The sequence below is a fragment of the Methanoregula formicica SMSP genome, from assembly GCF_000327485.1.
Lineage (GTDB): Archaea > Halobacteriota > Methanomicrobia > Methanomicrobiales > Methanospirillaceae > Methanoregula > Methanoregula formicica.
Map to the genome: position 1 here is coordinate 1,592,632 of NC_019943.1, position 22,406 is coordinate 1,615,037.

The 22,406-nt window shown below is 57.9% G+C and carries 11 protein-coding genes and 1 tRNA gene; 5 read left to right on the forward strand and 7 right to left on the reverse strand.

What is annotated here, in order from left to right; all coding sequences use genetic code 11:
• Nucleotides 1-2: 2 nt before the first annotated feature.
• The 5 genes from METFOR_RS08070 to hypD form a co-directional block, all read right to left on the reverse strand.
• A complete protein-coding gene (locus METFOR_RS08070) occupies nt 3-563 on the reverse strand; it encodes a cysteine hydrolase family protein (RefSeq protein WP_015285632.1) in 561 nt (186 codons plus the stop codon).
• Nucleotides 560-994, reverse strand: a complete 435-nt coding sequence (locus METFOR_RS08075; RefSeq protein ID WP_015285633.1) for a GNAT family N-acetyltransferase — start codon at nt 992-994, stop codon at nt 560-562. The genes METFOR_RS08070 and METFOR_RS08075 overlap by 4 nt, the downstream gene beginning before the upstream one ends.
• An 86-nt stretch (nt 995-1,080) precedes the next feature.
• Nucleotides 1,081-1,782 (reverse strand): CRISPR-associated endonuclease Cas6, encoded by a 702-nt coding sequence (locus METFOR_RS08080; protein WP_015285634.1) that lies wholly within the window; start codon nt 1,780-1,782, stop codon nt 1,081-1,083.
• Between the two features lie 100 nt (nt 1,783-1,882).
• Entirely contained in the window at nt 1,883-2,731 is an 849-nt protein-coding gene (locus tag METFOR_RS08085; protein WP_048110888.1) for a hypothetical protein, read from the reverse strand.
• A gap of 235 nt (nt 2,732-2,966) precedes the next feature.
• On the reverse strand, nt 2,967-3,995 hold the full coding sequence (hypD, locus tag METFOR_RS08090; protein WP_015285636.1) for a hydrogenase formation protein HypD: 1,029 nt from the start codon (nt 3,993-3,995) through the stop codon (nt 2,967-2,969).
• 46 nt (nt 3,996-4,041) lie between these two features.
• On the opposite strand from hypD, the gene METFOR_RS08095 reads away from it, so the two are divergent.
• The 3 genes from METFOR_RS08095 to METFOR_RS08105 all read left to right on the forward strand — a co-directional run bounded on the left by METFOR_RS08095 (nt 4,042) and on the right by METFOR_RS08105 (nt 6,400).
• A complete protein-coding gene (locus METFOR_RS08095; RefSeq protein WP_015285637.1) occupies nt 4,042-5,094 on the forward strand; it encodes a mechanosensitive ion channel family protein in 1,053 nt (350 codons plus the stop codon).
• Nucleotides 5,095-5,471: 377 nt separating this feature from the next.
• On the forward strand, nt 5,472-6,182 hold the full coding sequence (locus tag METFOR_RS08100; protein ID WP_015285638.1) for a sugar phosphate isomerase/epimerase family protein: 711 nt from the start codon (nt 5,472-5,474) through the stop codon (nt 6,180-6,182).
• A 144-nt stretch (nt 6,183-6,326) separates the two neighbouring features.
• Nucleotides 6,327-6,400 (forward strand) — tRNA-Thr (locus METFOR_RS08105).
• 1,060 nt (nt 6,401-7,460) lie between these two features.
• Here METFOR_RS08105 and METFOR_RS15570 read toward each other — a convergent pair.
• The gene (locus METFOR_RS15570; protein WP_015285639.1) at nt 7,461-7,637 is read right to left on the reverse strand and encodes a hypothetical protein; all 177 of its coding nucleotides are present in this window, start codon (nt 7,635-7,637) and stop codon (nt 7,461-7,463) included.
• 256 nt (nt 7,638-7,893) lie between these two features.
• On the opposite strand from METFOR_RS15570, the gene METFOR_RS08110 reads away from it, so the two are divergent.
• On the forward strand, nt 7,894-9,126 hold the full coding sequence (locus METFOR_RS08110) for an aminotransferase-like domain-containing protein (RefSeq protein ID WP_015285640.1): 1,233 nt from the start codon (nt 7,894-7,896) through the stop codon (nt 9,124-9,126).
• Nucleotides 9,127-9,373: 247 nt separating this feature from the next.
• Entirely contained in the window at nt 9,374-21,610 is a 12,237-nt protein-coding gene (locus METFOR_RS15135) for a tetratricopeptide repeat protein (RefSeq protein ID WP_015285641.1), read from the forward strand.
• A gap of 48 nt (nt 21,611-21,658) precedes the next feature.
• Here the strand turns inward: METFOR_RS15135 and METFOR_RS08120 are convergent, their stop codons facing one another.
• Nucleotides 21,659-22,348 carry a tetratricopeptide repeat protein gene (locus METFOR_RS08120; RefSeq protein WP_158491363.1) on the reverse strand — a complete coding sequence of 230 codons (690 nt, stop codon included), beginning with the start codon at nt 22,346-22,348 and terminating at the stop codon, nt 21,659-21,661.
• Between the last annotated feature and the right edge of the window lie 58 nt (nt 22,349-22,406).

Consider the following 22,406-nt stretch of genomic DNA (forward strand, 5'->3'; position numbering starts at 1 on the left):
GGTCACGATAGGAAGAGCGAGAGCGACTGTATCCATTCCACGGTATTCATCACCTGCGAGAACCGCATCTGCTGGGTAACGAGGATTGCGCGGTGGAGCTCCTCAGCGCGGACTGAGCCCGCGCTGTTCGTGATGGCAAGGGTCCCGGTTGCATCTGATAAAAAGTTTACCGTGTAGCCATGGTGGAATGCCTGACGGGCAGTCGTGTCGCAGCACATCTGCGTCATGTAGCCGGCAATCGTAACCGTGGTGATCTTGTGCTGCTTCAGCCATGCTTCGAGGTTTGTCCCGGTAAAGCTGCCGGGCAGGGTCTTCTCTATCAGGACATCATGCGGGCGCTTCTTTACCTCAGGGTGGAGCTCCCATCCGGGGGTCCCGGGAACAAACGTTGCAGCACCGGCTGCCCGGTTTGAATGCCGGATAACGATAACCGGCATGCGGGCCGCATGCGCAGCATCCATTGCCTGCAGGATGGTGACAATGCTCCCGTGCGGGTACGTGACCGGCAGTTTTCCGGTGAAATATTCGTTCTGCACATCGATGACCAGCAATGCTTCGCTCATGGTTTCATCACACCTTCGAAGGTTTTCCTGTCGATCTCCATTTGCGGGAATGAGACCTGTTCGCCGTTCACCAGTTCCGTGCATTCGCCGCAGGGAGAGAACCGGAGTGATTCGTACAATCGCTGTGCCCGGGGATTATTCTTTCTCACGAGCAGGATGATCTTCTCACAGGCCGCATCGGAAAAGCCGTGCGCGGGCACCAGGATCGCGACAGGCCTTCCCAGACCCTGACCGGGCCGGTGCGGGTGGAGGGCGATCCGGAACTCTGCGCTGCCACCGTCCTTTCTTGCCAGGAGAGAGAAACCGATCATCCCGTCCCTGTCTTCTGCAACAAGAATCTCCGTTCCCTTGCGCCCGCCATATTCATCGAGCCAGCCGCTGTCACGGAGCGAGTAGTCAAGCAGGCAAATTCCGGGGGATACGGCGGCCATGATTTGATGGCCGGGATATCTTCCTTCCGGAGCGGGCGGAGCATGATCATGTGGGAATGCGGCCCTGATCACAACCAGGTTCGGGCTCACGGGATTGTTGCAGGGTCCTGATGCGGTTCTTCCATCGCGCAGATCTTCCGGATCGTGCCGTAACCGGAAGAGACCGACTGGCCTATCCCCAGGTAATCCGGGATGCAGAGATTTGTCGTGAATTTTCCAAGAAAGACAATCCTGTTCTCGCGATCGATCCGCTCCTGGATGAAGCGGACACGGGCTGTGCAGGTGATGGGCTCGCTTAAGGAATAGTCAAGGGATTTTGCCAGGGTGTTCAGGTGACCGGTGAGGATCTTCTGCATGAATGCGTCCCGTGCAGGCTTCCCTTTCAGGCCATAGAATTTTTTTGCGTTCTGCTGGTTGAGGGCAAGATACGGGATGAGGATCTCATACGCATACATCCGGCCGGTGATCCCGAACTCTTCATTGTGAATCTCCGGATCCCGCGAAACAATCCTGCAGGAATTATTTTCCGACAGTATTTCCGCATTGTTATCAGCCAGTTGTCGAAGGAACCGGGCCCCCTGGCAAATTCCGATCACCGCCAGATTGTTTTTGAGCTGTTTGCACAGGATCGCAGGATACCGGTAAAGGATCTGCCCGTCATGAGCTGCACCGGGTGCCGATGCCGGGTGCTCCGCGAGATCGCGGGCAAGAGATGCCCGGAACTCCGGGAGGGTGAACTCAGGCGGGTGAACGGGATCAAGAAACAGCGTGAAGGTGGGGAGGTTCATGCGGGTATTCACATACAAGAGGGATGTAGGTGGAAATAAGGGATTACCTGCTCCCCGGATACACAATGGGAAAAATAGGAAAAATGGGAAAAACCGGTAATTATTCCGGAATCACCGTGAATTTCCGGATTGCGGAGGGGGTTTTGTCTGTTCCCATGATCCCGATGGCGAATTCACCGGTTGCCTGGATCTCGCCATGCGCTTCCCACGTGTTGGTGCCGCACGTTCCTTCGATAACGGTTGTCCGGAACGATCCCTGGTTGTCAAGGCTGACGCCGGCATCCCCCTCCCCGACGGCAAAGATCGTGTACACCAGCTCCTCTCCCGCGGGGAGATTTGTTGTCCCACGGATCGTGAAAGGCTGGTAGGCAACCGGCCTCCCGATTTCAGCGATTGCGATCCACGGCGCAGTGGTTGTCGTGTTGGTCTCCGGACAGGCATCCGGCACGGGTGTCAATGAGGAAGTCACCGGGAGCGTTGCTGGTGGCAGGGCACGCACAAGGAACTCGCGCTCGATCCCGCAGTCATGCACGATCCGGTACCGGCCCGGTTCCCAGCCGGTGGTGACGAAGGTATACCGGCGGGTCGACGCACCCGGAGCAAGCGCAGAACCTGCGGCCCGGTCCGGCTGGCCGGAACCCATCTTCGTGCTCCAGGTTCCCCCGGGGGTCTGCGTTATCACGGAAAACGCCGGGGGGTTCCCGGCACAGATCAGCGTCCCGCTGCCGTCATTAATTACCGTGAACTCAACCACTTCTCCGCTGTTATAGATGTCCGTGTCCATCTTCACGAAGCCGGACAGAGCATCGGGCTGGTTGATGGTGGCCCGGTACAATGCCGCGCTGGTGACGGGGACGGACGATATGTCTTCACTGGCATTGTCCGTTCCGGCCGGTGCTGTGCAACCGGCCGCGATCGCGAGAGCCATTGCAAGGAAAAAAACTGCCACGAGTAATGACCTGTTTATCGGGTTCACCGGAATTTTTTTGATGGGTGACACGTGTCATGACTCTTGTGTATGGCGCGATAAATCTGTTTTGTTTAGGGGTGACAGTAACTGGTATTAAGAGTGCAAAATCCCCCCATAGATGTCAGACGTGATTTTTCTGATACTTCTTGCCAATAACCGGATATAAAATATTATCTAATATCTCCTCTTCATCAAAAACTGGTAAAGCAAAAATTCACGCCTTCTTTGCCTGGTACATGTGCCAGATCTTGCAGGCGCCCTCGTGGCTGACCATGCACGGGCCCACCGGAGTACGGGGAGAGCAGATCTTCCCAAACAGTTTGCAGTCCGAAGGAGTGGCAAGCCCACGGAGCACCCGGTCGCAGATGCACGCCGTGTGCTTGCTCACGTGCTTAAAGACAATGCCGAACTTCTTCTGCGCATCGTACTGCTCGAACTCTTTTTTGAGCCGGAGCCCTGACCCGGGAATAACCGGGAAGCCCCGCCACTCAACATCGGACGGCTCGAAGACCTCGTACATCAGCTTCTTCGCCTTGACGTTTCCTTCGCGGCTGACAGCACGCGGGTAGGCATTGTCAACCCGGTGCGTCCCCTCTTTCACCTGCTTCACGAGCATCAGCAGGCCTAAGAGGATGTCCTCGGCCTCGAAGCCGGCAACGACCTGCGGCACGGGAAACGCCTCGTACTCCTCGTACCCCATCACCGTGCAGACATGGCCGGGGAGCATGAACCCGTGCAGCTTTGCCTCGCCCTGGTCAAGGAGCCATTTCATGGCGGGCGGGACAATGCGGTGACAGGAAAGGATCGAGAAGTTTTTTGGGGGTTTTGTCAGGATCGTTGCAGCAACGGTGGGGGCCGTGGTCTCAAAGCCCACCGAGATGAAGACAACCTCCCTGTCGGTCTTCTGCGCGATCTCGACCGCCTTGTGGACGCCCTGCACAACCCGGACATCGCCGCCGCAGGACTCAAGCGAGCCCCGGGTCCCGGGCACGCGGAGAAGATCGCCGTACGTTGCGATGATGCAGTCCTTGTCGACAAGGTCGAGCGCTGCATCGATCTCGCCCTGCGGCGTGATGCAGACCGGGCAGCCGGGCCCCATGACGATCTTCAGCTGTTCCGGGAGCAGGCTCCGGAGACCGGTCCGGGCGATCGCGGCCTCGTGCGTGCCGCAGATATGCATGAAAGTCATCTCCCGGTCAACCATGTCGTGCAGCGTGTCTGCAATCTCCTTTCCCGTCGCCATAAATGTCCCGGAAGTATTAACTGTAAAATCACATAAGTGTACGTATATGGTGCTCGAATTCGCAGGACTCGAACTGAACTATATCTACGCAGCACTCACAATCCTCGCCGGAATAATCATCGCTTTTTTTGTGCGGGCATTTGTCAAGTGGCTGGAGTCGAAAGCCGAAGAGACCGATACCAAGTGGGACGACATCCTCATTGCCGCCCTCGGTCTACCAGTCCAGATCACCATTGTCGTAGTTTCGATATATTTCGCCGTGATCTGGTTTGATATCCTCCCGGAGAATGCGAAGTTCCTCCTCAACCCGGCGTATGTCACCTCCTTTTATATTCTCATCAGCGCCTGGATCGTCTCCTCGCTCCTCCACGATATCATCGCCACGTACGGGCGGATCCTTGCCGGGAAATCCGAAACGGATCTTGACGACCGGCTCATCGATCTTTTGGAACTGGTGGTCAAGTATGTCATCTGGTTTGCCGCCATCATGGCAGTCCTCAAGGTCTTCAACATCGATATCACCCCGTTCCTGGCCGGTGCGGGTATCGCAGGTATCGCCGTTGCGCTCGCGGCCCAGGACTTCATCTCCAACTTCTTTGGCGGGGCAATTATCAAGGTCGACAAGCCGTTCAAGGTCGGGGACCGGGTCAAGATCGATGATTATTACGGGGATGTCATATCGGTCGGTACCCGCAGCACCCGGATCAAAACCCTTGATTACCAGGTCGTGACCCTGCCCAACAATAAGATAACGACAAACGTCATCGTGAACTACTCGGAGCCGGACGAGAAACTCCGTCTCACCATACCGGTCTCGGTTGCGTACGGCACCGACCCGAAACGGGTCAAGGCAATCCTGCTCGAGATTGCACGCGAGGCAATCCGCAACACGGAATATCTCCTCGAAGACCCGAAGCCCACGGTCTTCTTCACTGAGTTTGCCGAATCCAGCCTGAACTTCATCCTCCGTGTCTGGATGAAGAAGTACAATGTCCCGGATGAAGTGAAGGACGTACTCAATACCCGCATTGCCGAGCGGTTCGCGGAGGAAGGAATCGAGATCCCGTTCCCGCAGATGGATGTGCATTTGAAGAAATAATTTTTTGGCTCTGTAAAAATCCTCCTCACAACACACTCCGTGGAATTGCGAGTGTGACCCCCTCTCTCCTCAAAGAATGCTCCGTAGTCTTCCCGACCTCCCTGCGGTCGGTCCCCAGAGGGGGAGTCCGAATGGTCCAACAGGACCACGAGGACGCAGAAGAATCCAAAGGAATCTTCGCGGGACGAGGGTCGACAGACCCCGAGCGCCCGTGGCTCCCTCCGTATCTGACACTATCCCACACGGGTGTTCTACAGAGTAAATTTTGTCCCTTCTTTTTCACGAGCAGGTAGCATTGAACCGGGACCCAATGCGTTCAGCACGGCTTAAAATTCCAACCCGCACGTTTTATGTCCGTTGCCGCGTGATCACTCATTATGTTCGGGGTTTCAACATTCTGTCTCCACCAGTTCCCGCTCGAAAACGCGCTGGAACAGATCTCCGAATTTACCGACCGGATTGAGGTGATGGACGAGGGGCTCCATTACCTGCACTCCGCTGAACCGCTGCTCTCCTACGACCACCGCTTCTCCATCCACACGCCCTGCCGGGGCACGAACATCGCGAGCCTGCTCGAACCTATCCGGCGGGCAAGCATTGAGGTGATGGCGCAGTGCATGAAGATCGCGGCTGAAGTTAATGCCGGCATTGTTGTCCACCCGGGCTATTTTGCGTGGGCCGAGGAACGGGACAAGGCCTGCCGGCAGCTGGAGCGCTCGATCGATGACCTGACTGTCCTCTCCCGCGAATTCTCGGTCCCGTTCTTCATCGAGAACATGGGAAACTGGGAATACTTTCTCTTAAAAGTGCCGGACGAACTCCCGCTCATCGGCAACTCCCTGTTCGCGCTCGATGTCGGGCATGCGCACCAGATGCACTGCCTTGACGGGTTCCTGGAATACCCCGCAGCGCATTACCACCTGCACGACAATGCGGGCGATGCCGATTCGCACAGGGCCGTTGGCGACGGGACGATCGATTTTTCCGTTGTCATGAACGCAGTGAAGAAGTCCGGTATCGAACCGATCATCGAGGTCGAGAAGTTCGAGGACGTGCAGAAGAGCATCGACCGGCTCAATGCGCTGTAATCCCCGCCATCATCCCCCGCGAACCGGAGAATACGGCGGTGCATGCCCGAATTTATGCGCCGGCTTCTCCGCAATGTTTTATAGGGAGTAACCACAACGTAGTTAGGCAACCCGTGCGGGAGTCTCTTCCGTCGGATGTCGTATGCCTATGTGACACAGCCCGGCAGTGTGCCTCCTTGGTAAGGAGGAAGTCCCGAGTTCAAATCTCGGCATAGGCTCTTTTTGATTTTGAAGTTGATTCAGTTTCGTACATCTCACTTGTTCTTTGTTCAGGACATTATGATGCATCCCACCCGTTCGGGGTCGTTCGGAAACCTCGAAGCCTGATGACTTCTGCGAATCAGGCAGTGCTTGATTCGTTTTGCGCGTATGCTTCCTGTCATTCGCACGAGCTTAGCATTTCACAATCAAAGTCCAACAAAAAAAATTCACACAATGTCCGGTTGATCCGGATCACAAATGCGATCGCGATCTTTATTGCGTTCAAAAAATTTTCAGCAGGGTCCGGCAAAATTTTTTTAAGTGAACTCTGATAGTTTTCCTAACCCCCATTCACTGTTGGACGAATTTGCAGATTCTCCTGATATCCCTGGTTCATGATCTATCTCATTGATACCCCACCAAATCCCCCTATATATTACTGCATTTCCGAACCAGTCGAAGAACGACATACGTCGTTCGGTCCAAGACTGTATGGTCTTCTCCTGTCCCGGACCTGATGGCCCTCGACATTCTCCACTCGGATGTTGCCCCATATTAATAGTGCAAAATCCACCTCTTCAAAAATACCCGTGACAGGTCGGATACCTGTGACGGGTAAGGTTACCCGTATGAGGGATCCCTAAACCCGAAGATGCCTCCACATCGGTGAATGTCGGCCCGGGGCAGTTACAGAATGGGCAAAACCAATCTCCCGTCGAAGATTGCCCTTCCGGGGCACTCTTCTCCAGAGACAATTCCTGCGAAATTGATCTCCACGTAAAACGCTCCTTTTTCGAATCCGGGCTCATTTTGGAAAACCGATTTTTGGAGGATCGCACTTTTTTGCGAATTGCAGTACACTCTTTTTGAAATACACGTAATTTATCGCGTAATCCCCTGAAATGGCTCATTATGGGGCCGGAAAAATGTCAATATAGACTCTCTTGTACAAAGGATCGCCCGGGTTTCTGGACATGAGCACGCGAAATGAACCGGGAGGGGGTTTTGACCCGGGGTTTACCGACGGAGGATACGATATCTCCGTCGGAGAATCAGTGAATGGGAGTAGGGGAAACCTCACCGGATGAACATAATCAGCTCGCCATCCGGCGACAGGTTGTACCTCTTCAGTAAAACGTCGTCCCGGAGCGTGCACTCGCGGCCGAACACCTCATGGAATTTTTCCCGGATCCGGTCGAGGTGCCGGTAATCATAGGCCGATGCGATCGCTGGTCTTGCCACATCCATCATCATGAACAGAAAATTGGCGAATGGATATTTGAACGCGGGCCGGGCGCAGCGTGAAAGTGATTACGTCCTGCAATGTGTCCGGAAAAATTGTTCTGAATTTTCAAAAAAAACTTGAAAATTTTTCTGTTACAAAATTTAAAAAAAACCAATCCGGAAATTTTCCCAAAAAAACGTTCAGAACTATTTCTCCAGCGCCCTCCGCTACGGATCCCTTTATCCTTCATCCTCTCCAAGTTTATCCGCACAAATCAGGTGAACCATGAGTCAGCAGACACTGTCAAAGGCCGGGACCAAAGCTTCCTCAGGCTATAAGTACACGTTTGCAGCGCGGATGGCAAAGACGCCCAAGTCCTTCATCCGTGAGATCCTCAAGGTGACCGAAGACCCCCGCATCATCTCGTTTGCCGGCGGCCTTCCGAACCCGGAGCTTATCGATGTCGATGGCGTAGCCCGGGCAACGGCTGCCGTGCTCGCGGAGGACGGGAGGGTGGCATTGCAATACTCCACGACCGAAGGCTACCGGCCCCTCCGGCAGTTCATCGCGGACCGGTACAAAAAACGCCTTGGCCTCGACATCTCTCCGGACGAGATCCTGATCACGAACGGGTCGCAGCAGTGCCTCGACCTGATCGGAAAAGTCCTCATCAGTGCCGGCGACCATGTTGCTATCGAGCGGCCCGGCTACCTGGGCGCGATCCAGGCATTTTCGCTGTATGAACCGGTCTTCCACCCGGTCCTGCTCCATGAGGACGGCCTCGATCCGGCGCAGTTTGCCCATGAACTGAAAGCAAACCCGATCCGGTTCTTCTATGGCGTCCCGAACTCGCAGAATCCCTCAGGTGTCACGTACTCGGAGCAGCGGAGAAAGGATATCGCAGAACTCCTCCGTGGAAAGAACACGCTGCTGGTCGAGGACGATGCATATGGCGAACTCAATTTTGCCGGGAAATCGCTCCCGTCATTCCGGCAGTACCTCCCGGAACAGACTATCATCACCGGATCGTTCTCCAAGATCCTTGCCCCGGGCATCCGGATGGGATGGGTTGTCGCACCGCCGGCCATCATGGAGCAGCTCGTCATTGCAAAGCAGGCGTCGGACCTCCACTCCAATTACCTCTCGCAGCGGATCGCGTACGAGTACCTCACGCATGAGGACATCGATACAAAGATCCGCGTCATCCAGGCGCGGTACAAGGCCCAGGCAGAACTGATGGTCAGCCTCATGAAGGAACTGATGCCGGCATCAGTCCGGTTCACAACCCCGCAGGGCGGCATGTTTGTCTGGGTTACGCTGCCGGAGGGGATCTCGTCGATGGAGGTCTTCGAGCGGGTGCTCAAGGAAGATGTAGCGGTCCTGCCCGGCACGCCGTTCTACACGGATGGCGGCGGAAAGGACACGCTGCGGCTCAACTTCTCCAACTCATCGCCCGAAAAGATCCGGGCCGGCATCGGGCGGCTCGCCCGGGTGATCCGGGACATGGACCGCCCCTGATCCTTTTTTCCCTCACGTCGCACGTCCATACCATAACACTATGCCGGGGAACATACCCGATCGTTCCCGCCGCCCTTTATTACGGATTGAGTATAAAAACTCTGGCAAACCAACAGTATTGTACCATAGTAAATACCGGAAAGGGTATATGTGGTATTTATAAAACCTTTAACAGGATCTGCGTCAGCAGAGAAGACGCACAATAACGGAAAACCGATCGCCAGATTTCATCCGGGGCAAATAGTACATGAACAAGAGTGATGCAGAAGCATTGTTGCGGCAGGGCATTGAACTCTATGACCTTGGCCGGTTCCAGGAGGCCATTGTCATGTTCGACCGGGGGCTTGCCCTTTACCCCCGGCTTGCAAAGGCCCACTATTTCAAGGGCATCGCTTTATACGATCTCGGGAAGTTCGAGGACGCAATTGCCGCCTACGACATGGCAGTCTCCATTGAGCCGTCCGATCCCAACGCCTGGTACAACAAGGCTGCCACGCTTGCGCAGGTCGGAAAGAACGAGGAAGCCCTTGAAGCCTGCGACCGCCTCCTTGCGATCCGGTACGACAATGCCGAGGCCTGGATCTTAAAAGGCATTGCCCTGTACGAACTGGGACGGTTTACGGACGCCATCTCCGCGTACGATCACGCCCTGATGATCGACCCGCGCCATGCAAAGGTCTACTACAACAAGGGCATCGCCCTTGCTGACCTTGGCCGGCACCAGGAGGCGATCTACTCCTACAACAAGGCCATCGAGATCGTGCCGGGATATGCACGGGCATATTACAACAAGGGCATCTCGCTCTACGAGCTCGGCAACCTGGACGATGCGCTGTCGGCGTTCAACCGGGCCGCGGAGCTCGATCCTGACGACATCTGGGTCTGGTATTACCGGAGTTTCATCCTCTCCAAGCAGGACCAGAATGAATTTGCGGCACAGTCCGCGGAGAAGTTCCTGGCTCAGGAGCCCGATCACGCGGATATCTGGGCTATACGGGGCATGTCCCTCTTCAAGCTGGGCAGGTACGACGAGGCGCTCGATGCCCTCCGGCAGGCCACCGCGATCAATCCCGATCTTTCCGATGCATGGTATTATCTCGGCCTTGCCGGTGTCGAGACCCGGCAGTTTGACGATGCAGTCGAGGCGTTCACCCGTAACCTTGAGATCCACCCCGGCAATGCCGGTGCTCTCTTCCACCGCGGTCTCGCGCACTACCGGCTGAAGCAGTACCGGGAGGCGGTGCAGGACTTTGATTCGACGCTTGAACCGGAGCCCGGGAACAAGGAGGCGTGGTACCGTCGCGGGATCGCCTGCGTCAACCTGAGCCGGTACGAGGAGGCGCTCGAGTCCTTCAACCGCCGCCTCGGCCTCGGGCAGAACCATGCCGGGTCCCTGTATTTCCGTGGCATTGCACAGGCGCGCCTCGGCCGCAACAAGGAAGCGATCGAGTCTTTCGATGCCGCGTTGCAGGTGGATCCCTCGTGCGCTTCTGCCGCGTTCCAGCAGGGCGTTGCGTACGCGAGCCTGGGCCGGTTTTCCGAGGCGGTCGCGTCTTACGACCGTGCCCTTCGGATCAACCCGGGCCTTTCCGACGCCATCTATCACAAGGGGTTTGCTCTCTCGAAACTCGGCAGGACCGAGGATGCCGTGCAGGAGTTCGAGCGGACCGTTGCGTTCGACCCGAAGAATGCAAAGGCATTCCACCAGAAAGGCCTGCAGCTGGTGAAGATCGGCAGGTTCGACGAAGCAATCGAGGCGTTTGACGAGAGCCTTGCACTGAAGCCCGGGTTTGCCCAGGCAGCGTTTGACAAGGGCGCAGCCCTTATCCGTCTCGGGAAATTTGAGGATGCGCTCCAGGCATTCGACCAGGCAATTGTGACCAATTCGAAATACGTCAATGCCTATTACCAGAAGGGCCTGACCCTTGTCCAGCTGGAACGCTTTTCCGACGCGATCACGGCATTCGAACAGGCGGCAGTTATCGACCCGACGCATACGCTCTCGCTCTATCACCGCGGGCTGACGCTTGGCAAGCTCAAACGGTTCATGGAAGCGGTTGTTGCGTTTGACGCGGTGCTCGCCATCTCGCCCGAGAACACCAATGCACGGTACGAGAAAGGCATTGCCCTCTTCCACCTCCTGCGCTACGCGGAGGCCGTGCAGGAATTCCACGAGGCCCTCGAACAGAACCCGGCGCTTGTCAACGGCTGGCTGTATATGGGTATTTCCCTTGCGCACATCGGCCATCTTGAAGAAGCGCTCCCCGCGTTTAACAAGGCCATCGCGCTGAACCCGAAACTTGCCGAGGCTTACGTGCGGAAAGGAATCGTCCTCTTCACCCTTGAGCGGCACGAAGAGGCTGTCAGTACCCTCAACCGTGCGCTGGACGAGAATGCAAAGGACGTGTACGGCTGGTGCTACAAGGGCCTTGCCCTCTCTGCACTCGGCAGGTTCGACGAGGCTGTCCGTTCCTTTGACAAGGCACTGGAGATCAACCGGCGGTGCGCCCGGGCATTCTTCGAACGGGGCAACGCGCTCCTGAAGCTGGGCAAGCCCCTTGAGGCGGTAGTCTCGTACGACCAGGCGCTGGAGCTTTCGCCCGACGACCCGAAGATCCTGTACCAGAAAGGCATGGCCTTAACCCAGCGGGAGCGTTTCGACGAGGCCATCAGGGCCTTCGAGAGCGCCCTGGCCCTTGAACCGGAGAATGCTTCCGGCGCTTATTACCTGGGCGTGGCCTATGCCGGGCGCGAGCGGTACGATGACGCGATCCGGGCGTTCGACAATGCAATTGCGCTTGACCCCACGCAGGGTCAGGCATTCCACTTCAAGGGGATAGCCCTTGTCCAGCGCGAACGCTACACGGAAGCAATCACGGCGTTTTTAAGCGCCCTGAAACGCGATCCCGACAACCCTGTTACCCACTATTACCTGGGGCTTGCATACCTGCAGGACAAGCAGTTTAAAAACGCGATCCCAGAGTTCTCCCGCGCAACGGAGCTCGATCCATCGCTTCTTGACGCATACCTGTATCACGGCATTGCCCTTGCAGCCATTGGCCGGCACGATGAGGCAGTCCCGCTCTTCGACAAGAGTCTTGCCGGAAACCCGACACATATCGATGCGATGACAGCCCGGGCCCGGTCGCTCATGGTCCTCGAACGATTTTCTGAGGTTGTCGAGACGGATGACCGGATCCTCTCCCTCAACCCGACGCTCATCGATACCTGGATGCAGAAAGGCGATGCCCTTGCAAGCCAGTTGCTGAAACAGGAAGCGATCGGGGCCTACAGCAAGGCGCTTGAGATCAATTCCGGTTTTGCCGAGGCGTGGATCCGGAAAGGGAACGCCCTCATGGACCTTAACAAGGTCCAGGACGCGGTCGGAGCATACTCGCGGGCGCTTGAGATCAACCCGGCGCTCTGCGACATCTGGATGAGGAAAGGCGATGCCCTGCAGCAGCTGGGGAAGACCGAGGATGCAATCCTTGCCTATGGCAAGTCCCTGAAGATCGATCCGGACAACGAACCCGGATGGATCCGGCAGGGCAAAGCATTCTTTGACCTCACCCGGTACCAGGACGCCATCGATGCCTTCGACAATGCCATCTCGTTGAACCAGCGGAGCATCGAGGCATTCTGGTACAAGGGTCTCGCTCTCGAAAAGGTCAATCGCCACGAGGGTGCTATCCATGTCTTTGAGATCCTGCTGGAGATCGATCCGAAGAACGGCGATGCGCAGTTCCACAAGGGGCTCGCACTTGCTGTGCTAGGCGACCACCGCGATGCCATCGGAAGTTTCGACAAGACCCTCCAGATCCTCCCGGACTCCGCCCCGGCCTGGTACAACAAGGGCAAATCGCTCATCGAGATCGGGAGATACCCGGACGCAATCGTGGCACTGAAGCGTGCTATCGAGATCGAGACATCCTACACGGAAGCGTTCTATTACCTCGGGTATGCGCTCTTAAAAACCGGTGATTACACCGGTGCCATCGAAGCGTTCGACCGCAACCTTACACGGGACGGGAGCAATGCCCCGGGACATTTCAACCGGGGGATCGCACTCGAAAAGAGCCGCCGGTTCGAAGAGGCACTCGAATCGTTTGACAAATCCCTCATCTACGATCCCGGCAATGCCCTCGCATTCTATCACAAGGGGAAGGTCTACGCGGATCTGGGACGGCATGCCGACGCGGCCTTTGCGTTCGACAAGACCCTGCAGCTGAAGCCGCGGTACACCGATGCCCGCCTCCGGATGGGGATTGCCGAGTACAACCTCGGGAAATTCATCGAATCCATCCATGATTTCGACAAGACCATTGCCGAGAACGCGAACAGTTCGCAGGCCCATTACTATAAGGCCCGGGCCCTCGCTGACCTGAAGCGGCATGAGGAAGCCGTCGGTGCGTATGACCTCGCCCTCCGGCTCGATCCCGACACCGCGGATATCCATTACTACAAGGGATTCTCGCTCATGGAACTGGCGCAGTTTGAGAAAGCCATCCCGGAGTTCGAGCGCACCGAGGTACTCACGCCCGCAAATGCCATGGCATTCTACCAGCACGGCCTTGCACTGGTACGGCTGGAACGGGAGAACGATGCGATCCAGGTGCTGGACCAGAGCATCGCCCTCTCGCCCCGGTACGCGCCGGCCCAGTACCAGCGGGGCCTTGCCTTAAACTCGCTCGGGCGGTACCGGGAATCGCTGGAATCGTTCGACGGGGCGCTTTCAGCCGACCCGCAGCTGGCGGATGCAGCCCTCCAGAAAGCGATCGCGCTTGCCAGTCTCGGAAGGCATGCCGACGCTCTCGGGGCGGCAGATGTTGCCATTGCTATCCGGCCGGAGCTGGCCCAGGCCTGGCACCGGAAGGGGACTGCACTTGCGGAACTCGACCGGGTTCCCGAAGCACTGGCAGCCTTCGACCGTGCCATCGAGATCGATCCTGCCAATGCCCGGTCGCATTTCGAGCGCGGGCTCGTGCTGGCAAGGCTTGGCCGGCATATCGAAGCCATCCAGGCCTTCGACCAGTCGCTCTCCCTGATCCCGAACTATGTGCCGGCCTTCTACAACAAGGGGCTGGCCCTCATGGCAGTCGGGATGCATGAAGAGGCGGTATTATCCTTCAACATCGCACTCGAGATCCTGCCGGACGATCCTGCCGTCCTGTACCAGAAAGGCCTTGCCCTGATGCGGCTGGAGAGTTTCGAGGATGCGATCGGCGCATTCGACGCTGCCCTTGCGATCGATGCGCAGAAGACCGAGTACCCCTACCAGAAAGGCCTTGCCCTTGCGGCACTGGGAAGGCATGACGAGGCAGAGGCTGCATTCTCTGCAGCACTCGCACGGGATCCGGACAACCAGGATGCGCTGTACCATAAAGGCCTGTCGCTTGCCGAGCTGGGCAGGTTCAGCGAGGCAATCGAAGACCTGGCAAAGACGGTGGAGAGGAACCCGAAGATTGCCAATGCCTGGCTGATCCAGGGGTTCTGCCTCTTTGCTGTCGAGCGGTACTCCGATGCGCTCGCCTCGTACGACAAGGCCCTTGAGCTGGAGACGCAGAACCCCCACACGTGGTTCTACAAGGGCCGGACCTGCCTGAACCTCGGGAACGACAGCGATGCCGTTCTGGCATTCGAGCAGGCCATCAAGATCGTCCCCGATTTCGGCGAGGCGTTCTATTACATGGGCCAGGCTCTCTTCCGGCAGAAGAAACTGGCCGAGGCTGCCGTTGCCTTCGAAGAAGCGAACCGGCTGATGCCGGACTTCACCGAAGCGTTCCAGGAGAAGGGACGTACCTTTTTTGCACTCGGCAGGTACCGGGAAGCCGCAGCAGCGTTCGAACAGGTTCTTGCAATGCAGCCACGCGACCTGAACGCAACCTATGGTCTTGCCCGTTCCCTGGACCGGCTCGGGTCTGCCAAAGAGGCGATCCCGGCCTATGCAAAAGTCAACCGGATCGCACCGGACTGCGAGCGGGCATTCCTGTACAGGGGATTTGCCCACCTGCAGGTCCGCGAATACGAGGACGCCGTTGCAGCGTTTACCCGGGTCGTCGAGATCAATCCCGCGAATACTGACGCCTGGCACGAGAAGGGAAAAGCGCTCGTTGTCCTGGAAAAGTATGCAAAGGCGCTGGAGGCTTTTGATGGGTATCTCGGGCAGAAGCCGGACGATCCGGTGATCCTCTGCCAGAAAGGCCTGTCCCTTGTAAAACTCGACCGGTTCGAAGACGCGCTGGCTGCGTTCACCAGCGCCATCGACAAGGGTATGAACACGCCGGGTGTCCACACGGAACAGGCGCTCTGTTTCTTAAAACTCGGGCGGGACGAGGAGGTCATCCGGTCTGCGGACCGTGCCCTTGCGCTCGATTCCAGCGAGACCCGGGCGCTTCTCGCAAAGGGCGAGTCGCTTGCCCGGCTCGGCCGTCACGAAGAGGCAGTCGCAGCATTCGACGGCGTTATCGCACGGGACGCGGAGAACGACCGGGCCCGCCGTGGCCGGGGTGTCTCCCTTGTGCAGCTCGGGCGGTACGAGGATGCAGTCATCGAGCTTGACCATGCGCTCGAGAACGATGCCACGAACGCCGATCTCCTCACCTGCAAAGGATATTCGCTCTACCGTCTTGCGCGCTACAAGGAGACCGTGGAGTACCTGGGCAAGGCCGTAAAACGGCGGCCAAAGGACCGCACTGTCCTGCTCTTCCGCGGGAAGGCATTCCTCCGGCTGGGCCGGTGGGAAAATGCTTACGGGATGTTCGACAAGCTGACTGCCATCGATCCGAAGTACGTAAAGGGCTGGTATTACAAGGGACAGGCCCTTCTTGCAAAGGACCTGTACGAGGATGCCCTTTTGGCGTTTGAGACGGCAATCTCGCTTGAGGAGACCTGCGCCGGTGCCTGGTACAACAAGGGCCGGGCGCTCGGCTCCCTTGCACGGCATGCGGAAGCAGTGGCGGCATTCAACCGGGCACTGGAACTGCAGCCAGACATGCGGGATGCTGCATACCGCAAGGGGCTCGCCCTGGCAGCCCAGTACCTGCACAGTGACGCAGTTGCCGCGTTCGACAGTGCCGCGTCTCTTGGCCTCGACCAGGGTGAACTCTGGTACTGCCGCGGAACCTCCCTTATGCAGCTGGCACGGTGGCAGGAGGCACTCGAATCATTCAACAAGACCATCGCGCTTGTTCCGGATAATGCCCCGGCCTGGCTCAACAAGGGGCTTTGCCTCCAGAAACTGAACTACCACGCAGCTGCAACCGAGGCATTTGAAAAGACATCGGCACTTGACGCAACCTCCGTTCCTGCAGCGTTCGGCCGGGGCCAGTCGCTTGCAGAACTGGACAGGGACGAGGAAGCAATTGCCGCGTTCACCCGCACGCTCGAGCTCGACTCCACCCAGGCCGAGGCCGCATACCTCCGGGGTTGTGCATATCTCCGGCTTGCACTGTATACAGAGGCCATCTCGTCGTTCGATTACACCATCCAGTACGCTCCCGATCACGCCCAGTCGCATTACCGAAGGGGTCTTGCCCTGCAGGCGCAGGGGAAATACGAGAAGGCGATCCGGTCCTACAAGCAGGCGCTCACGCACGATGGCAGCATCACCGATGCCGTGTACCAGACCGGGCTCTGCTATGCAGCCCTCAATAAAAACGATCAGGCGTTAAAGACGTTTGACCGGGTCCTGGAAACCTTACCGGAACGGGCCGATATCCTGTTCCATAAAAGCCGGGCGCTCTTCCGTCTCATGCGGTACGAGGAGGCGCTCACGGCCATCGACGCCTCGCTTGCCATCGAGAACAATGACGTTGCAGTCTGGGAACAAAAAGGCAGCACGCTCTATGAGCTGGGACGGTTTGAGGAGTCGCTTGAGGCCTATGACCGGTCCCTGGCTCTCAATCCTGACAGTATCACCTGCTGGTACCTGAAAGGCCGTTCGCTTTCCGATCTGGCCCGGTACGAGGAAGCAATCCCCTGTTTTGACCGGGTTATTGAGACTGACGAAACCTGTGCAGGTGCATGGCTGCGGAAAGGAAGTTCCCTGCTTTCGCTGGGAAAGTTTGCTCCGGCAATCGAGGCCCTTACCCGGTCGCTCGACCTCCAGCCTGACAATGCCAACGGGTGGTACGACCGGGGCATTGCCCTTGCCGAGCTGAAGCAGTACGAAGATGCTGTTGCATCGTACGACCGGGCCATCGCGATCAACCGGAAGTATGCCAATGCATGGTACGACAAGGGGGTTGCCCTCGTACATCTCGGGAGGGATACCGACGCCATCCAGGCATTCGAAAACACGACTGCAATCGACCCCCGGTTCATGAACGCGTTTTACGACAAGGGGCTTGCCCTTGCAAGGCTCGGTGAGCATCAGGACGCGGTAACGGCATTCGACGGGGTGCTTGCTATCAGTGCATCGTTTGTCCCTGCCCTTACACAGAAAGGGCTCTCGCTCTTCCAGCTCCAGCGGTACGAGGAGGCTGCATCATCGCTGGGCGCAGCGCTTGACCTTAACTCAGGAATATTCGAAGCATGGTACCACCAGGGCCTTGCCTACCGGCATCTCGGGAATGTTTCGGAAGCCATTGCATCGTTCGACCAGGCCATCAGCCTCGACCCCCGTTCGTTTGCCGTACACTATGAGAAAGGTCTTGTCCTTTCCGGGCAGGAGCAGTGGGACGCCGCGGTTGCCGAATTCCGCATAGCGATTGAATGCGATGGCGGGAAGAAGGAGGCATACTATGCTCTCGGTCTTGCCCTGCACGCGCTTGAGCAGTTCGGGGAGGCACGGGACGCGTTCACAAAAACAGCCGCCCTCGATCCCGGGTATGCCGATGCCCACTATTACGAAGGGCTCTCCTCCGAGCATCTTGAACAGTACCGTGAAGCAGTCTCTTCGTTCGACCGTACGATCGCCGTCATCGCCGACCATGCGATGGCATGGTACCACAAGGGCCTTTCCCTGGAGCACATCGGGAACGATGAGGATGCTGCAGATGCTTTCGAGCATGCCCGCAGGACCGAACCGGACAACCCGGCCATTCTCCTTTCGCTGGGGAAGGCCCGGTCGCGCCTCGGGCAGTTCGAAATGGCGATCCGGATCTACGATCACGCCCTCACCCTGCTGCCTTCCGATGGCGAGTTCCTGCTGGAGAAGGGTATTGCCCTTGCCCATCTCGAACGCCATGAGGAAGCGGAGGTTGTGCTCGGCCAGTCCACAGAGCGGCTGCCGGACCGGTTCGAACCCCCGTTCCTCCGGGGCCTCTCGCTCATGCTGACCGGGCGGTATGACGATGCTGTCCGTTCCTTTGACAAAGCTCTTGCCCTGAATGAAACGGACCCGGACATCTGGTACCACAAGGCCATCTCCCTGGCCCATCTCGGCAGGGCAGAAGAGGCAGTCCCGGCGTTTGACAAAGTGCTCGGACTGCGCCCGGACGATGCCGAGGCGTTCCTCGGCAGGGGCCGGGCATATTACACCCTGAAATCCTTTGACCGGGCCATCGAGTCCTTTGACCGGGTCATCGGCTATCTCCCGCAGCACGCCGCGGCCTGGCACGAGAAAGGGATGGCGCTCTATGATCTTGGCAGGTACGAAGAGGCAATCGCGGCATTTGATAAGACGCTGGAGGAAGACGGAGGAAACCATGACGCGCTGTACTACTGCGCTCTGGCATATGCTGCCATCGGGAAAGATGCCGAAGCAGTGGAGTCGTTTGAGCTTCTTCTCACCCGGGCGCCCGACAACGCAACCGCGTGGTACGAGAACGGTCTCGCCCTTTCGCGCCTGAAGCGCCATAAGGATGCCATCCATGCGTTCGACCAGGCGATCCGGGTCCGGCCGGATTACTTCGATGCCCACGAGGTGCGGGCCCGGTCGTTTGACAGCCTTGGCGATCCAAAGGAGACAATCGATGCGTACAACCGGGCGCTGGCCCTCCAGCCGATGCACGTACCCTCGCTGCACCGCAAGGGAGTTGCACTCATCCGCCTGGAACGATACGAGGAAGCCATCAAGGTCTTTGACCGCGCACTTGAGATCGATCCTGCCTGTGCCGATGCGATTTACGACAAAGGCAGGGCACTCTCGGCTCTCGGGATGTACCGCGAGGCGGTCAAGACCTATGACAAGCTGCTCGGAATTGATGCAGGCAATGCGGAAGTGTCCTATGATAAAGGGATAGCGCTCGCGCACCTGGGGCGGCATGATGATGCCATTGTTGCATTCAACAAGGCGCTCGACCTCGACCCGGGCAATGCGCAGGCTGCCTATCACAAGGGGCTCTCGCTTGCCACGACCGGCCGGCACCCGGATGCGATCGAAGCTTTTGACCGCGTGATCGAACGGGAACCGGGTTCTGTCGAGGGGTGGGTCCACCGGGGATTGTCCCTCTTTGCCCTCGGGAAATACAACGATGCGGTAGAATCCTATGTACGTGCCATTGCCATCGACCCGTCGAATGCCGAGGCATGGTATTTCAAGGGAAGCGCCATCTTCGCGTCAGGAGGGTATGAGGATGCCATCGAGGCCTTCAACAAGGCACTGGAGTTCCGGCCGGACTACGTATCTGCATACAACGACAAGGGCCGGTCGCTCTTCCACATGGGCATGTTCCGCGAGGCGGTCATTGCATTCGACAATGCGCTGGCCCTCCAGCAGAAGAACGTGGATGCCCTGTACCACAAGGGTACTTCCCTCCTGCGGCTGGAACAATACGACGAGGCCATCCAGGCATTCGACCTTGCCCTGAAGATACGGCCCAACCATGCACACCTCTGGACCGGAAAAGGCATTGCCCTGTCTGCACTGGGGCGGGACCAGGATGCGGTCAGCTTCTTCACAAAGGCACTGGGTATCGACAGCCGGGATGCCCGGGCCGCATACCAGCTCGGGGTTTCCTACTTAAAGCTCAGTAAATACCATGAGGCAATCCGGTATCTTGAGGGCGCCCTGGCACAGCAGCCAGCCTGCGTTGAAGCGAATTACCAGAAAGGGCGTGCGCTTGCGATGCTCGGGATGCATAACGATGCCATCACGGCTTATGACAAGGCGATTGCCGGAAAAGAGAACTTTGCCGAGGCCTGGTTGTACCGCGGGATCTCGCAGGCCAGCCTCGACCAGTACGACCGGGCGATCCTGGACTATGACCATGCGCTGGGCCTCAGGCCGGATTATGCACCGGCGCATCTCTTCCGGGGGATCGCTCTCATCCATCTCTCTCGTCATGATCAGGCCGTGGAAGCGTTCAACCATGCGCTGACTGTGGAGCCGGAGTACCCCGAGGCCCTGTTCTACAAGGGGCTTGCACTCCTGGAACAGGAGCTGTATACCGAGGCAATCCCGGTCTTCGATCAGGCGCTTGCCGCCAACAACCGGTATGCCGAGGCATGGCACAACAAAGGTGTTGCCCTTGCCCGCACCGGGCAGCATGAAGAGGCAATCGCTGCGTTCAATGCCGCTCTCGGGATCCGGTCCGACTATGCCGAAGCGCTGTTCGAACGCGGGAGATCGCTCGTGCACACCGGCATGTTCCGGGAAGCCATTGCCTCCTTTGACCAGGTCCTGATCCTTGCTCCCGGTAATGCCAACGCACATTTCGAGAAGGGCCGGGCCCTGATTGCCCTTGGCAACCATGCCGGAGCAACGGCTGCCTTCGACAGGGCCATCGATATCAACCCCTCCTGCTGGCAGGCATTAGCCGGCAAGGGAAGGGCCGAGACGTACCAGGGCAACTACGATGGCGCGATCACGGCGCTCGACCGTGCCCTCGAGATCATGCCAAAGAAGGCAATCCTCCATGACCAGAAAGGACTTGCCTATGCGGCCCTTGAACAATACCGCGACGCGGTGCAGTCCTATGACCGGGCCCTGGAGATCGAGCCCCTTCCGCGGGTCTTTGCCCACAAGGGTATCGCCCTTGCCGAGCTGGGGATGTACCGCGATGCCATCGAGGCATTCGACAAGGCGATCGAGCATGACGGGAATCTTGCCGAGGCATGGATGGGCAAGGGGAATGTCCAGTACGACCTCGGCAAGTATGCTGATGCCGAAAAGGCCTATGAGCGCGGGCTTGCGCTCGACCCGGAGAATGCCGAGGCCTGGACACGACAGGGTATGGTTCTCTCAGCCCAGCAGAAGTTTGAGGAGGCGCTGGAGCACTACGACCGCGCCCTTATGATTGATCCGACGTTTTCCATTGCTTACTTCACCCGGGGAAGCGCCCTCATTGCGATGAAGCGGTACCAGGAAGCAGTCGAGGCATTCGATGCCATGCTCCATATCCAGCCGGACTTTGTGGATGCGTATATCCACAAGGGCCGGGCGCTCCAGGAGCTGGAGCTGTACCAGGACGCTCTTGCAGTCTTCAAGCGTGCGCTCGAGATTGATCCGACCCGCAAAGAATGCTGGAACGATATCGGGGACATCCTGGACAGGATCGGGAAGCACGAAGAAGCCCGGATCTGTTATGAGAAGGGACGGTAACCCCGATCATTTCACAAAAAATCCAGTCCGAAAAAAGAGCCCGGAAAATTATTCTTCTTTTTCCCTCAGGATCAGGGCCCAGAACAGGATCCCGCTGATGATCGCGGCAATGCCGACGATTACTGGTGCATACGTGACATAGAACGGCGTAACGGAATCACGGAGCTGGCGGGCGATCTCCCGGTTCTTGTCGATCTTGGGATATGCGGGATTGAGCTCCTTTACCGTGTCGAACGCTGCGATTGCTTCGTCGTACCGTTTCAGGCCGGCGAGCGCATATGCCTTGTTGAACCAGGCATCGGCATTCGTCGGATCAAGAGCAATCGCCTTCTCGAATGCCTGGACCTGCTGGAGGTAATACTCGTTTGCTTTCACCGTATCTTTTTTCTGGTCCTCGTATACGTACCCGAGATTATACAGGATCTGGCCCCGGTTGATCCAGCCGGGCAGGTAACTGGAATTGAGGGCAAGGGCACGGGAGGAGGATTCGAGTGCACGGGAAAACTGCCCGTCGCGGTTCAGGGCATCGGCACGGGCGTCCCAGGCCTCGTAATACTCCGGCTCAAGCAGGAGGGCCTGGTCGAATGCGGCAATTGCGTCGGACAGGTTACCGGCAGCTACCGATGCTGTTCCCTGTTCGTACAGGGTAACGGCGTCCGGGGAATAGCCGGATGCAGGAACGGACAGGAAGAACAGGGCGAGGAGGACCACAATCAGGAACGGGTACTGGTGTTTCATAACGTGTGATACTATCTGGCGTACCGTGAAAAAAGCGTTCCCACCGGACAGGTCCCGC